Source organism: Leisingera sp. ABD4_442, assembly GCF_056160905.1.
Window position 1 is genome coordinate 101,836 of record NZ_JBSWYB010000012.1, and the last position, 14,665, is coordinate 116,500.

Consider the following 14,665-nt stretch of genomic DNA (forward strand, 5'->3'; position numbering starts at 1 on the left):
GCTTACTCTCCCGGTACGGCCGCGGGGCCGGGTTTGATGATCTCGCGGCGGACCACGACGGTTGCATAGATGAACAGCAGTGCGCCGAGGACCACGGCAACGCCGGAACCGAGACGCATCAGGTAGAAGATGCCGAGCTGGTCCTGCACATCCATGTAGTAGTCGCCGATGATGCGCTGCATGTGGGTCTGGATGGTGCCGGCAAAGGTCAGCACGAAGGTCATGAAGGCCATGCCGCCGGTCATCAGCCAGAAGGACGCCATGTTCAGCACCTGGTTATAGGGGTCGCGGTTCCTAAGCTGCGGCATCGCATAGGTGAACATCGCCAGGTTCATCGCCACATATGCGCCATAGAAGGCCAGGTGGCCGTGGGCGGCGGTGATCTGGGTGCCGTGGGTATAGTAGTTCACCCCGTGCAGCGTGTGCAGGAAACCCCAGACGCCGGCCCCGAAGAAGGCTACGGTGGAGGCGCCGAGCGACCACAGCAGAGCGGCCTTGTTCGGGTGGTTCTTGCGGCCTTTCCAGACCATGACGAAGGCAAAGCTCATCATCGCGAAGAAGGGGATCACTTCCAGGGTCGAGAAGATCGAGCCGATCCACTGCCAGTAGCCCGGGGTGCCGATCCAGAAGAAGTGGTGGCCGGTGCCGAGGATGCCGGAAAACAGGGCCAGGGCGACGATGACATAGAGCCATTTCTCCACCACCTCGCGGTCGACGCCGGTCAGTTTCAGCATCAGGTAGCCGAGGATGGCGGCCATCACCAGTTCCCAGGTGGCTTCCACCCAGAGGTGGACAACAAACCACCAGTACATCTTGTCGAGCGACAGGTTGTCCGGGTTGATGAAGGCAAAGATCCACAGGAGCGAAAGCAGCCACAGGCCCATCAGCAGGATGTTGGTGATCGCGGTCTTGCGGCCTGCCAGCACGGTCAGCGAGATGTTCACGAGGAAGATCACCGCCGCAACAAGGATGCCGAACTTGACCCACAGGGGCTGTTCCAGGAACTCCCGCCCGCCATGGATGCCCACAAGATAGGACCCCACCGCGCCGAGCGTCCCGACGACCAGAATGGCCAGCTGGATATAGGCGAGTTTCACCGAGAACAGTTCACGCTCGGATTCCTCGGGGATCAGATAATAGGCAGCACCGAAGAAGCCCAGCAGCAGCCAGACGATCAGTGCGTTGGTGTGCAGCATCCGCACGATGTTGAACGGCAAAAGCTCGCTCAGCGTGTTAGGCCAGACATAGATCCAGCCGGCCAGCAGACCGCCCAGAACCTGAATGACAAACAGGCCCATTGCCACCATGAAATAGGCATAGGCCACTTTTTGAGATTGATATTTCATTGTTTCTCTCCCCTCAGCCCGCGTCGTTCGGCGGCCAGTTCTGGGTGTCGGTCTGATCCGCCCAGCGCAGGAATTCGGACAAGGCCTTTGTCTCCTCCTCGGTCAGGTCGAAGAACGGCATCTGGCGGCGCCCCTCGACGCCGGAGGGCTGCGATTTCATCCAGCCGTCAAGCATTTCATAGGCGCCTTCCGGATCATCCAGCACGCCCCAGCGGGTCATCACGTTGCCCACTTCCGGTGCGAAATAGGCGCCCTCGCCGTGCAGCGTGTGGCAGTTGATGCAGGAATGGCGCTCCCACACGTGTTTGCCCTGGCGCACCTCGTCGGTCAATTCCATGCCAGCGGTAGATGTGTTGACGATGAAGCGGTGGCTGTGCGCGGTCATGGCCACGAACACGACGACGAAGAACAAGGAGCCCCCGTAGAACACGTTCCTGGCCCGCGACTTGGTAAGTATCTCTGACATATCGCGGTCCTGAGTACAGTTGCGGATGGGTTCTGCCTAAACCCGCGCACCGCCGCGAATATTGTCCAAGCGCAAAGACCTGCCTCATTGCTGCACGCAAAATGCAGGAAAAGGAGGACACGCCATGCGCCGCCCCGATTTCGACGATCCCGACTTGCCGCTCTCGGAACTGTTCCACCACTGGCCCGCCTGCGCGGGCGAGTTTATGAACCGCCAGATGCTCTGCCCCGGCTGCCCGATCGCGCCGTTTCACACGCTGATTGATGCGTGCGAGGAATACGGACTGGAGGAGATGGCGTTCCGGAAGGAGTTGCGGGGGATGATGGGGGCATAGCCCGCGTTTTGGCGGGAGTGACCCCTGCCGACCCTGTTGCAGCCGTCGATGCTTCGCTAAGATGCTGCATGTTCAGTAGGCTGCTGCCGACCTTAAGCCGACTGCCACTTAGCCACATTCAGGATGAACTGAGAAGACCATTGCTTCTAGTTGCCCTACAAGAACCCCATAACTACGATCTACACGATTTATGAAGAGTTTCCGTAAAGAGAGAGTACCCGAGAGAAGCGGCCCTTGACCCCACTCAAACCGCGTGTTTATTTTCTAGGGTTTTCATAGAGACCAGAAGCTTGGCGCACGAATTAATCACAATAGATAGAAAGCCGCTTCTTTTGAGGCGTGCAGTTGTAAATCCGGCCTGGAAAGATGAAAAGGTTCTAACCTCAGATCTATGGATCTTATGTCGACCTATGGATTCGGCGGAACGCAAAAGCTACAGATGCCCAGTTTTATTGGCAGCAGGCACGAGAGTTTTACAGAGCATCTCTTGGGCTGCCTGTTACTGCATCACCACTAACACTATACTATTGCTTCCTGAACGCCACAAAGGCGCTTTTGGCGTCAAAGGGACTATCTTTTTCTGACCTCCACGGTGTGTCTGGAAAGAAAACGGCAAGTAAAGCAAGCCTCTCCAATGAACAAATAACGATAAAGACAAGCGGTGTTTTACCGGCACTTATCACTTACTATGGAGACGAAAGAAATGGAACTTATACGCTAAAAGAACTTCTTGGGAACATGTCTTTTGTCCACAGGGCCTACTGCCTTTCATACAGTGAGCCTTTTCACTTTTTCTCTGCCTTTGAACCTGTTTTTGTGAAGGCTCGGGGCTCAACTGAAGCTTGGATTAGTTTCGGGATGGAAGCTCGGTTCGATGACAAACGAGTTCTGGCGACACTTCCACTGGGCTATCAGAAGAACCCCACATTCCCGAGCGATTTGGTAGTTCGCAAGAAGCAACGCTTCAGATGGAAGAGCGGAACCTCTGAAAAGCGTGCGAACCTTGGCAGGCTAACAAATTACCACAAAAAGTTGCGGCGCAACTTGACTTATGTGGCGGGTGCAGATCGATGGTATTTAAAAAGAAGGCATTCTAGTTTGGTCACTGTGGATCGCCACGCCCCAACCATGATTTTTGCAGCGATGCATCGCCTTAGCGAGCTCTCTCGGTACGACCCTATTCGCCTATCGCGCATTCTAGACACGCAGCGCAACTGGATCCTCGCTGAATTCATCAAATCAGCACCCACTCAATTTCTAGATGAGATCGCATGTGAGATCACAGGTCAGGAAATCCATGTTCCCGGCATCCACAACGGCAACTCACTTACACAAAACTAAAAACTTTCGACACTCTAGGCCGTGTTGACGCTCTGAGAGAGAAGAGCCAATTATGTTGAAAGTTAGGCTCGATCATCTTGCGTTGGGGCAATAGAAGTTTTGCTTTCATGTTCGGAGAGGCAGCTCTGGACCGTCTTGCGCATCTAGCCATCTCAGTAGTCGCGATCTTGCTGAGTTTACTTCTTATCAATTTGGCCGTACGGGCCGACAAAAGTTGCGACGGTAGCGAACGGCAGAAACGCTCCTACCCCTGTGCCCCGCTCAGCACAACCAGCCGGTGCGGGGCCGTCACCACGATGTGCTTGCGCGTGGAGTGCACGATGCCGTCCTTCTCCCAGGCCGACAACAAACGGCTGACGGTGTGCAGCGTGGTGCCGGTCATTTCGGAGATATTGCGGCGGGTCACGGGGAAGGCGATCTCGATCCCCTCCTCCACCTTGCGGCCCGATTGGGTCACCATCCGCAGAAGCGCTGCCGCCACCCGCTGCTCTACTGCTTGCGTCGCCAGTTCGGTGATCCTTGTCTGCATCTCCCCCAGCCGCTGGCCCAGGGTATTGTAGCTCTCAGTGGCGAAGCCCTGGTACTTGGCGGTGAACTCCCCCCACAGCCGCACCGGCCAGGACAGTGCCAGCGATTCAGAGGCGGCGATGGCGGTGGCCGGATAAGTGTCGCGGTTCAGCGCCGGCGCGATGCCGAACAGCTGGCCCGGCGAAATGTGCAGCGCGATGATCTGCTCGCCGCCCTCGGTGGTCTTCACCACCCGGATGTAGCCATCCAGCAGCAGGTGGAAGCGTTCGGCGTCATGGCCTTCGTGAAAGATCTCCGCGCCTTCGTCATACCTCTTGGGCAGTGCCTGATCGAGGATTTCGCGGATCTGGCCGCGTTCCAGGAGGCTGAAGGGCGGCAGCCCGGTCAGGAGGCTTTCGTCGAGCTTGGACAAGAATGCACCGCAAGTTTGCTGAAGGACAAAGAGATACCCCCGCCGTTATCGCATAGTGAAGCCAGAGGAAACAACCGTGCGGGAAAAACGGGAAATTCCAGAAACAGGGGACACTCCCTCTCCCCTGCCCGCCGGTGCTGATCCAGAGGGTCCGGCAAAAGATTGCGTCCCTTGCGCCGGACCGGCGGGCGGCACCTGACCAGTGCCGCCCGCCTTTCATCTGCCTGGACGCTAGGAGGCCGTGATGGCTGCGCGAACCGACTATACCGGACCTGTTCTCTTCTCCTTCGGCTTCCGGCCGTTTTTCCTGGGTGCCTGCCTGTTTGCCCTGCTGGCGGTGCCTGTCTGGCTGCTGATCTGGCGCGGCAATCTGGAGTATTCAGGTCCCTTCCTGCCGCCTGACTGGCACATTCACGAGATGATCTTTGGCTACGGCGCCGCCGTGGTGGCGGGCTTTCTGTTCACCGCGGTGCCAAACTGGACCGGGCGGATGCCTGCGCGCGGCCTGCCGCTGGCGCTGCTGTCCGTCCTGTGGCTGCTGGGGCGGCTGGCTGCGGCGGGCTGGCTGGGGCTGCCGGCGCTGGGGGTGATGGTTGCGGACTGCGGCTTCCTGGCCGCGGTGATTGCCATGATCGCGCGCGAGATCATCGCCGGTGAGAACTGGCGCAACCTCAAGGTGCTGGTGCCGGTTACCCTGCTGGGCGCCGCAAATGCCTGCTTCCACATCGAGGCGATGACCGAGGGCGCGGCAGATGTCTCGCGCCGGCTGGGCATTGCGGTGCTGATCTTCCTGATCATGCTGATCGGCGGCCGGATCATCCCAAGCTTCACCCGCAATTGGCTGGCCAAGCACGGGGCGGAAAAAATGCCGGTGCCCTTTGGCAAATTCGACGCCGTAGCGCTGGTCTTTGGCGCAGCGGCGCTGGTGGCCTGGACCGCGGCGCCCTGGGCCGCCGTCAGCGGCGCGCTGTTGCTGGCAGCCGGCCTGCTGCACGCGGTGCGGCTGGGGCGCTGGCGCGGCCTTGCCACCCTGCCCGACCCGCTTTTGCTGATGCTCCACCTGGCCTATGCGCTGGTGCCGGCGGGGCTGATTGCAGCGGGCGGCGTGCCCTTTGGCCAGACCGAACCCGCTGCCGCAGCGCATATCCTGGGCATCGGCGCCATCGGCGGCATGACGCTTGCGGTGATGATGCGGGCCACCATGGGCCACAGCGGTCGCCCGCTGGTCGCAGGCCCGGCGCTGACAGTCTCCTTCATGCTGCTGCTGGGAGCGGCCGCCCTGCGTCTGGCGGGCAGTGCTGAGCTGATGCCCGGCTGGGACGGGATCCTGGCCTCGGGCGTGCTGTGGACAGCCAGCTTTGCCCTGATGGTTCTGAAAACAGGCCCTTGGCTGGTCTCGCAGCGCCTTGGTCCCAAAAAGGTGTCCGGCAAACCAGCCGCCCCCCAGTCTTCCCCGGCCGCAGCAGAACGCGCATAGCTCACGTATTTTTAACGGCCTTCTCAGAGAATGCCATTCCGGGTAACTAGGAACTGGATAGAACGAGGAGGTCACGAATGCAGTGGAAAGCTGCCGCCGCTGTGGTGCCGCTGCTCTTGTGGGCCGTTTCGAGCCTGGCCAATGCCGCCGGACTCGAGAATTTTAAACGCCCTTCAACCGTGCCCTTTCCTGAAACAGCCCCCTATAACCGCGAGATCGCCACGCTGGGCAAGATGCTGTTCTTTGATCCCCGCCTGTCCGGCGGGCAGAACATCAGCTGTTCAAGCTGCCACAATCCATCCTTTGGCTGGGAAACCCCCGTGCCCAAGGCGATTGGCGCCGGGAACACACCGGTGCGCCGCCACGCTCCGACCTTGCTGAATGCTGCCTGGATCACCCCCCTGTTCTGGGACGGGCGCGCAGCCAGCCTGGAGGAACAGGCCGTCGGCCCGATCACTGCAGCGGACGAGATGAACGCGACCTTCGCCGGTATTGCCGCCCGGCTGAGTGCGGTGCCGGACTACCGTGCCTGGTTCGAACGGTTGTTCCCCGGGCGGGGTATTGGCAAGGAAACAGTCCTCATAGCGCTCGCAACTTATCAGCGCACCATTGTCAGCGGGGTCGCACAATTCGACCGCTGGACGGATGGCGATGACACCGCCGTGCCTGAGGCCGCCAAGCGCGGTTTTGAGTTGTTCACCGGGCGGGCGGGCTGTGTGTCCTGCCATACAGGATGGATGTTCACTGACAATCAGCTTCATGATATCGGCATGCCAACCGACGACTTGGGCGGCGGCGGCGCAGCACCTGGAAACCCGGACCTGAACTACCGTTTCAAGACGCCGGGGCTGCGCAGCATCGCACTGCGGGCGCCATATATGCACGACGGCTCCCTGCCATCGCTGCGGGCAGTCATCCGCCATTACGCAAGCGGGGGATCTGCCCAAGCCGGGCGCAGCCCGGATATCGCTGGCTTTTCTGTCAGCGAAGACGAAATCTCAGACCTAATTGCCTTTCTGGAGACCCTGACGGATACCGAGTCTCATGTTCCAACCCCGATCCTGCCGGCCAATTGATGCGCGCTGCTGAAAGGGGCCATATATGAACATCAAGCGCTCCACCGTCCTGCCGGTTCTGGTTATTGCGGTTGCGGCTTTGCTGGCCGCGTTTCTGGTAGGCGGCATGGCGACTTATGCCTCGGGGCGCAAGGATGCGGTGCTTGAGGCCTCGCTGGAGGTGACCCGCCGCACCAGCAGCGTCAGCGCCGGCATCACCGCGGCCCAATCCTATGCACAGGACGTTTTGGCAATGACCCGGCTGATCCCCCAGGATGAAGCCGCCAGCCAGTTTCAAGCCCACCTTCGCAACATCAACCGGGACCTGAACGCCCTTCTCAAACAACCACTGCCGGGGCACCTGCGCAGTTCTGCTGAAACGCTCAACCAGTCATTGACGGAATGGTGCGAGATGGCAGTTATTCTGCTGGGCATCAAACCTGCCCAGCAGATACCCACTCTCAGCGCCCTGATGATGAGCAGCGAGGCGGTCACCCAGCAGGCGGAGACCGTGACCCGGCTGGCCGCTTCACACGCGGAACAGGCCGTGGCAGCAGCCAATCAGGCGCTGTCCCGGATCTTCATTCTTGGCCTCACCGGCACCGCCCTGCTGATGGCCGCCGCGCTGATCTTTGCCATGCGCAAGGCGCATGCCATTTCAGAGGCGATGCAGGTGGCCGCATCTAAACTGCGGCGCCTTGCCAGCCGGGAGCAGCCTGCCCCGCAACAGGAAGCGGGTGAAATCTCTGCCGTCTTCACCGCCCTGGACACCCTGGAAGCCAGCCTGGTGGAAAAAAAGCGCATTGCCGAACACTTGCAGCAGGAAAAAACCCGAGCCGAGGCCGCAACTGAGACAAAGTCCCGATTCCTGGCTACGATGAGCCATGAAATCCGGACCCCGATTAACGGGGTCCTCGGGATGGCGGAAGTGCTGAATGAAACCAGCCTGACACCTGAACAGCAGTCCTGTACCGGGACCATCCTCGCATCCTCTGAGGCGTTGCTGCGCATCGTCAACGACATTCTCGACTTTTCCAAGCTGGAAGCCGGCAAAACCCAGATGCTGGAACAGCCCTTCAACCTGCGCGATGTTGTTTATGATGTAGCCACGTTGATGTCGCCCTCAGCCACTGCCAAGGGTTTGGAGATCTGCATCGACATCCCGGAGAATACCCCGGCCGTCTTTATCGGTGACAGCGGCCGGGTGCGCCAGATTCTGATGAACCTTGTCGGCAACGCTGTGAAGTTCACGCTGGAAGGCCACATCAGCATTCGGCTCAACTATGATGCCTCTCACAGAATTCCCTTGTGTATAGATGTCCGCGATACCGGCGTCGGCATTCCGGAAGAGAGCATCGGCCAGATTTTCCATGCCTTTGAACAGGTGGAAAGCACCACTGCCCGGCGTTTTGAAGGCACCGGCCTGGGCCTGGCCATCTCCTCGCGCCTGGCACAGGCCATGGGTGGGCGGATCGATGTGGTCTCGCAGACCGGCCAAGGGTCCTGTTTCACGGTGTGCCTGACGCTTCCGGTTGCAGCACCAGCACAATTGCCCCGCCGCCCGCTGGCCGGAAAACGCGTGGCTGTAGCCGCCGACCTTGCGGTTGCACGGGATGTGCGGCTGCGCCAACTGGCCTACTGGGGGGCTGAGACTCTGGCCCCGCGCAGCATGGCCGGCCTGCTGGAACAAGTCGCAACCATGGCGAAGGAAAACCAGCCGCCCGACCTTGTTCTGGTCGAAACCAGCCTGCCGCTGGAGCAGGCCAGGAACCTGTGCCGGAGCCTGCACGCACTGCCCGGCTGTCGCGAGTTGCCCATCGTCTTTTGCGCGGGCAGCCAGATGCTCTCGGCCTATGAAGCGCTCAAAGAGTGCAAGACTTTGCGCGTCCTGATGAAGCCGGCCCGCAACAGGCTGCTGCTGCAAACCCTGCAGGACGCGCTAAGCACTGGCGCCGCGCCCGCAACATCCCCCATTGTGCAGCAGGCAGAGGCTGCGCCAGACGCGAACCGGTTCAGCCACCTGCGCCTGCTGGTGGCTGAGGATAACCGGACCAATCAGCTGGTCCTGAAGAAAATGCTGGCTCCCACTGGCGTTCAGCTAACCATTTGCAGCAACGGGCAAGAGGCGGTGGACACTTTTGCAGCCCAAAGCTTTGATCTGGTGCTGATGGATATGTCGATGCCGGTGATGGACGGGCTGGAAGCCACCCGGCGCCTGCGGGCCTGGGAACAGGAGAACGGGCATCCGCCCTGCCCTATCCTGGCCCTGACAGCCAATGTGCTGAGTTCCGACGAAGCCGCGTGCCGCGCGGCGGGGATGGTTGGATTTCTGTCGAAACCGGTCCGGAAACAGCAATTGCTGGAACACATTGCCAAATGGACCAATGGCCCGGCATCCGACAGCGCCGCCACACATGTCCGGCAGGCCTGACACAAGCAGATTCCGGCCTTTGCCCTATCTGAATTCACGAAACATCACAAAATCACACGGTTTCGTGATAGACTGAAGTTCTGCCTGAGTCCGGCAGGACTTTACCAGTTCCGGAGATTTTCAGGCGCCTGCCATCGTGGTGCTCAATTGGCGGAGCAGCCGCACGCTGGCAGCTTTGGTGAAAGTAATGAGTGATTGGGGGATCACATGTCCGTTTTGCAAATCGGGGCCGCGCGCCCTGCCGATGGGGTATTAACACATTCAGAAAACCCGGACTGGGGCGCAACCGGGACAAACCTTCTGCATATGGCACCCAGTGGTCTGGGAGCCGGCGGCGAAATGGCCGGAGAACACCGTCCCAATCCGCGCGACATTTCAAACATCCTGTCGGTGCAGGACGGCAGCCTCCCGAACAGCGCCGGGGCCTCTGATTTTCTGTGGATTTGGGGACAGTTCCTGGATCATGATCTATCACTGACCAGCGAAGGGCACACCACCCGCGCGGATATTCCTGTGCCCGCGGGCGATCCGCATTTTGATCCTGAAGGCACTGGACAGGCGGTTATCCCCTTTACCCGGGTCGACCAAAAAAACGGCGCATACATAAACGAGATCACGGCCTATATTGACGCGTCGATGATCTATGGCTCAACTGCAGAAACCCTGGCAGCATTGCGGGCGGACGGCGGCAGACTGAAGATGACCCAGGACAATCATCTGCTGCTGGAGGGCCACGGCTTCCTCACCGGTGACGTGCGCGCCGCCGAGAATGTCGCACTGTCGTCGATGCACACGCTCTTTACCCGCGAACACAACCGCCTGGCGGCCGAACTTGCCCTCAGGGATCCAGGCCTGACCGATGATCAGCTGTTTGAAGCCTCCCGCGCCCGGGTCGAAGCTCTGGTTCAAGCGGTAACCTTCAAGGAGTTTCTGCCCGTGCTGCTCGGGCCCGCTGCCATTAACGCGTATGACGGGTACAAAGCGGGAGTGAACCCAGGCATCGCAATCGAATTTTCAACGGCCGTTTACCGGCTGGGGCACACTCTGCTTCCAGCCAGCCTGCAACTGGTATCGGAAAACGGAACCCGGCTGGATCCGCTGGCCCTGCGGGACGTCTTCTTTCAGCCGCATCTGGTGAGCCGGGACGGGATGATGGAAAACGTCCTGCGCGGCGCTGCTGGACAGGCCGCGGAGGCCGTCGACACCAAAGTGGTCGAGGATGTGCGCTCCTTCCTGTTCGGTGCGCCTGGTGCAGGCGGACTGGATTTGGCCGCCCTCAACATCCAGCGCGGCCGCGACCTGGGGGTTGCCAGCTACAACGGCCTGCGCCAGGCGCTTGGCTTGGATATGGCGGAAAGTTTTGCAGATATCACCGCGGACCCGGCCCTTGCCACCCGTCTGGAGGAGGCCTATGGCGACGTCGCCCTGGTGGATGCATGGATCGGCGGCCTGGCCGAGGACCCGGCCGTCGGCAGCCTGCTGGGAGAGACCTTTTCCATTGTGATGGCGGACCAGTTCACCCGCCTGCGCGATGGCGATCCATTCTGGAGCCAGTCACGGGACGGCATCCCCGCCGGCGAGCTGAAAACACTTTGGGCAACCAGACTGTCCGATATTGTCCTGCGCAACACGGATACCGGTGTCCTGCAAAAGGAGGTCTTTGCCGTTATGGACAGGACCGTCGGCTCTGGAGCGGACAACGCGCTGCAGGGGGGTGGGGGACGGGACTTCATGCATGGCCGGGGTGGTCATGATTTTCTTTTCGGGGGCGCTGGCGGTGATGATCTGCAAGGCGGACGTGGCGATGATACGCTGCAGGGCGCCAGGGGAGAGGACTACCTGAGCGGCGGAACAGGCCACGACGTGCTGGGCGGCGGGAGCGGAAGCGACCGCCTTGGCGGTGGAAACGGGCACGACGCCCTGACCGGCGGCAGCGGGCGGGACAGGCTGAGCGGACGCCAGGGGGATGATTTTCTGTCAGGCGGCAGCGGCAAGGATCATCTCTCCGGCAACAGCGGCCGCGACACGCTGAACGGAGGACAGCACGCTGACACTCTGTCCGGCGGCATTGGGGATGATCTGCTGACGGGCGGCACCGGCGGCGACTGTTTTTTGTTCCGCACCCGTCATACCGGCAACGACACCATCACCGACTTCACCCCTGGCCTGGATGAAATCAAGGTCACCGGCCCGATGCGGCACGTCCTGCAGATTGAGGAACAGGCTGCCGGGCTGCTGCTGTCCGATGGCAGGGACTGGTCCGTGCTGCTGGAGGATGTCAGCCTGGCGGCGTGGCTGGACGGCGGCGACAGCTTGCTCTGACCCGGCGCCTCCGGCGGGCGGCAGCGCACCACGCCCTCCTTCAAGAACAGGCAGCCGCCGATAGGAAACTTACGTCAACCCAGCCAGCATGGATGTCGCAACTCCCTCATTCGCTGACGCAATCAGCGGACAGGTGGAAATCGCGCAGCGCCTAAAATGCCCGATCAGATTTCCGCAAGGCTGCCCAGCCCGCGCGGGAGGCGACAGGCATCGGGGAGGACGCGCCGCCATGAAAGACAAGACAACCACAACCGAACAAGCAATGGCGCTGATCCGGGACGGGGATGTCGTGACCACCACCGGATTTGTGCAAAGCTGCATTCCGGAAATGCTGCACGCGGCACTGGAAAAGCGCTTCGTGGCCGAAGGCGCCCCCCGCGACCTCACACTGATCATGTGCGCAGGTGCGGGCGACAGCAAGGGCCTGGGCACCGGGCGCCTGCATCATGATGGCCTGTTGCGCCGGGTGATTGCCGGCAACTTCGGCCGGATGCCCAAAGTCGCCCAAGCCGCACAGGAGAACAAGATCTGCGGCTACAACCTGCCCCAGGGAGTGATCTCGCAGCTCTACCGCGCCTGCGCAGCAGGCCAGCCCGGCCTGTTCTCCAAGGTTGGCTTGCACACCTATGTCGACCCGCGCCATGGCGGCGGCAAGGTGAACAAGGTGACCAAGGAAGACATCGTCCGTTATCACGAAGTGGATGGCGAGGAATGGTTGTTCTACAAAGCCACCAAGATCGACGTCGCCTTCATCCGCGGCACCAGTGCTGACCGCTCCGGCAACATCAGCATGGAGCGCGAGGCGCTGACACTGGACTGCCTGGCCCAGGCGATGGCCGCGCACAACAACGGCGGCATCGTCATCGCCCAGGTGGAACGCATCGTCGAGGACGGTTCGATCAAGCCCAAAGACGTGAAGATCCCCGGCCTGCTGGTGGACTGTGTCTGCGTCGCAGATGACCCGGAGATGCACCGGATGAACTATGGCGTGCAGCACAATCCGGCCCTGTCGGGCGAAATCCGGGTCCCGGTTGAGGGCATCGCCAAGATGCCGCTGGATCAGCGCAAGATCATTGCCCGCCGCGCCGCCTTTGAGCTGCCGCCCAACGGTGCTGTGAACCTCGGCGTCGGCGCGCCCGATGGCGTGGCGGCCGTGGCCAACGAAGAAAAGGCCACTCCCTATATCACCCTCACCACCGAGGCAGGCGCGGTGGGCGGGGTGCTGGCAGGCGGCTCAAGTTTCGGCTCCTCCGCCAATGCCGACGCCATCATCGACCAGAACCAGATGTTCGATTTCTACGACGGCGGCGGGCTGGACCTCACCTGTCTCGGCATGGCCGAATGCGACGCCGAGGGCAGCGTCAACGCCTCCCGCTTCGGCGGCCGCCTGAACGGCTGCGGCGGCTTCATCAACATCTCGCAGAACTCCCGCGCCGTGGTCTTTGCCGGCACTTTCACCGCTGGCGGGCTGAAGGTTGCGGTCGAGGACGGCCAGCTACGTATCGTCCAGGAGGGCCGCAACAAGAAGTTCGTGCGCCTGATCGAACAAATCACCTTTTCCGGGCCTTATGCCTCGAAACGTTCGCAGCCGGTGCTTTATGTCACCGAACGCTGCGTGCTGCAGCTGACCCCCAAGGGGCTAGAGCTGATTGAGATCGCCCCGGGCATCGACCTGCAGCGCGATATTCTGGACCAGATGGAGTTCAAGCCGATCATCGAGAACGTCACCCAAATGGACCCGCGCATTTTCCGCGACGAGCCAATGGGGCTGATGAATGACCTGCTGAACCTCAACCTGTCGGAACGCGTCACCTATGACGCCGCCCGCCACACCATGTTCCTCAACCTAGAAGGCTGGAGCGTCAAGAAAAAGCGTGACATCGAGGATCTGGACCGGGTGCTGCAGGAAGCCTACGCCAAGAGCGGTACTGGTGTAAGCATGGTGATGAACCAGAACGGCTTCCGCATCGCCGAAGATCTGCAGGACGACTATGCGGCCACAGTCGGGCAGCTTCTAAAGCACAATAGCGAGTCGATTGCCCATTACACCACCAGTGCCTTCATGCGCCTGAAGATGCAGGGCGAGCTGTCAAGCCGCAGCGTCCAGCCGCATATCTTCGAAAGCGGCGAGGAAGCACATCAGGCGATCTGGGGCTCTTGAAACAGCCTCTTCCTGCCCCGTAAGGCAACGGGCTTCGCCATTGATTGCCCCCCTGCCCCGGCCTGTTCAATCACGCCGGGACAGCGCTCATCTAGGAGCCTTGCGATGAGTATCCCCTTTATGGAAATGGCCGTCCAAATCTTTCATTTCATTTTGATTTCCGGCATTGAACGCCCCGGCTCCGGGACCTGTGCCACTGCTCCGGCTGGGTTTTTCAGGGGGCATGGAAAAGAACTGCACTTTTTTTCAAAAACCCTCTTGCACCCCCCCGCAACAAACTTTAGACAGCGCCTCACCGATGGGGTGTAGCCAAGTGGTAAGGCAGCGGTTTTTGGTACCGTGTACCGTAGGTTCGAATCCTACCACCCCAGCCAATTTTCCTGACATCAAGAAAACAAGCACCCGGCGCACCCGTTAGCCCCGAAAAGGCCCCCGGTTTCGGCCCCAGTGTTTTGCGGGTGAGTTGGCGTGCTGCTGGCGGCTTCAGAACGGGTGTTCAGGGTGGATCGGGAGGCTCCCAGTAGATCGCTGGAGGCCACCGCCACAGGTTAGAGCAAGCTGAAGTCCACACCGTTTGCCCAATGATCCCAGTCGTCGCGCTTGTTATCCGCCGCTGACCCCTCAATCAGATGCTCTGGCCGACAGCACAGTTCGTTACCGCACCGATGCCGAACCATCGTCGTCGCCCCGATGACCGCCCCGTTGAGCACGCAGTAGACGAACCTCGCCGCTGCTACCTGCCGCCCCCGGAACCGCATCTTGGGCCGTCCCTGAGTGGCTTTTACCCAGCAT

At 60.8% G+C, this 14,665-nt stretch carries 12 protein-coding genes and 1 tRNA gene; 9 read left to right on the plus strand and 4 right to left on the minus strand.

Annotated features, from left to right (window positions below; all coding sequences use genetic code 11):
* Positions 1–2 precede the first annotated feature (2 nt).
* Together ACXAHG_RS11895 and ACXAHG_RS11900 are read right to left on the minus strand one after the other, a co-directional pair.
* Positions 3–1,346 carry a cbb3-type cytochrome c oxidase subunit I gene (locus ACXAHG_RS11895; RefSeq protein WP_475057530.1) on the minus strand — a complete coding sequence of 448 codons (1,344 nt, stop codon included), beginning with the start codon at positions 1,344–1,346 and terminating at the stop codon, positions 3–5.
* Between the two features lie 13 nt (positions 1,347–1,359).
* A complete protein-coding gene (locus ACXAHG_RS11900; RefSeq protein WP_039150931.1) occupies positions 1,360–1,812 on the minus strand; it encodes a c-type cytochrome in 453 nt (150 codons plus the stop codon).
* 124 nt (positions 1,813–1,936) lie between these two features.
* Between ACXAHG_RS11900 and ACXAHG_RS11905 the strand changes: the two genes are divergently transcribed.
* Both ACXAHG_RS11905 and ACXAHG_RS11910 read left to right on the plus strand, forming a co-directional pair.
* On the plus strand, positions 1,937–2,146 hold the full coding sequence (locus tag ACXAHG_RS11905) for a hypothetical protein (protein WP_475044939.1): 210 nt from the start codon (positions 1,937–1,939) through the stop codon (positions 2,144–2,146).
* Positions 2,147–2,560: 414 nt separating this feature from the next.
* Positions 2,561–3,487, plus strand: coding sequence for a YaaC family protein (locus ACXAHG_RS11910; protein WP_475057565.1), 927 nt, complete (start codon positions 2,561–2,563; stop codon positions 3,485–3,487).
* A 244-nt stretch (positions 3,488–3,731) separates the two neighbouring features.
* Here the strand turns inward: ACXAHG_RS11910 and ACXAHG_RS11915 are convergent, their stop codons facing one another.
* Entirely contained in the window at positions 3,732–4,427 is a 696-nt protein-coding gene (locus ACXAHG_RS11915) for a Crp/Fnr family transcriptional regulator (RefSeq protein ID WP_475057533.1), read from the minus strand.
* A 244-nt stretch (positions 4,428–4,671) separates the two neighbouring features.
* On the opposite strand from ACXAHG_RS11915, the gene ACXAHG_RS11920 reads away from it, so the two are divergent.
* The 7 genes from ACXAHG_RS11920 (at position 4,672) to ACXAHG_RS11950 (ending at position 14,247) form a co-directional block, all read left to right on the plus strand.
* On the plus strand, positions 4,672–5,904 hold the full coding sequence (locus tag ACXAHG_RS11920) for an NnrS family protein (RefSeq protein WP_475057535.1): 1,233 nt from the start codon (positions 4,672–4,674) through the stop codon (positions 5,902–5,904).
* Between the two features lie 77 nt (positions 5,905–5,981).
* A complete protein-coding gene (locus ACXAHG_RS11925) occupies positions 5,982–6,980 on the plus strand; it encodes a cytochrome-c peroxidase (protein WP_475057538.1) in 999 nt (332 codons plus the stop codon).
* Positions 6,981–7,005: 25 nt separating this feature from the next.
* Positions 7,006–9,390 carry a response regulator gene (locus ACXAHG_RS11930; RefSeq protein WP_475057540.1) on the plus strand — a complete coding sequence of 795 codons (2,385 nt, stop codon included), beginning with the start codon at positions 7,006–7,008 and terminating at the stop codon, positions 9,388–9,390.
* A 207-nt stretch (positions 9,391–9,597) separates the two neighbouring features.
* A complete protein-coding gene (locus ACXAHG_RS11935) occupies positions 9,598–11,712 on the plus strand; it encodes a peroxidase family protein (RefSeq protein ID WP_475057543.1) in 2,115 nt (704 codons plus the stop codon).
* A 229-nt stretch (positions 11,713–11,941) separates the two neighbouring features.
* Complete coding sequence (locus tag ACXAHG_RS11940) at positions 11,942–13,873, plus strand: acyl CoA:acetate/3-ketoacid CoA transferase (protein ID WP_475057546.1); 1,932 nt, start codon at positions 11,942–11,944, stop codon at positions 13,871–13,873.
* Between the two features lie 105 nt (positions 13,874–13,978).
* Positions 13,979–14,182 carry a hypothetical protein gene (locus ACXAHG_RS11945; RefSeq protein WP_475044950.1) on the plus strand — a complete coding sequence of 68 codons (204 nt, stop codon included), beginning with the start codon at positions 13,979–13,981 and terminating at the stop codon, positions 14,180–14,182.
* Positions 14,173–14,247, plus strand: a tRNA-Gln gene (locus ACXAHG_RS11950). The genes ACXAHG_RS11945 and ACXAHG_RS11950 overlap by 10 nt, the downstream gene beginning before the upstream one ends.
* A 174-nt stretch (positions 14,248–14,421) precedes the next feature.
* On the opposite strand, the gene ACXAHG_RS11955 is transcribed toward ACXAHG_RS11950, so the two are convergent.
* A partial coding sequence (locus tag ACXAHG_RS11955) for an HNH endonuclease (RefSeq protein ID WP_475057548.1) occupies positions 14,422–14,665 on the minus strand: 244 nt, incomplete at its 5' end.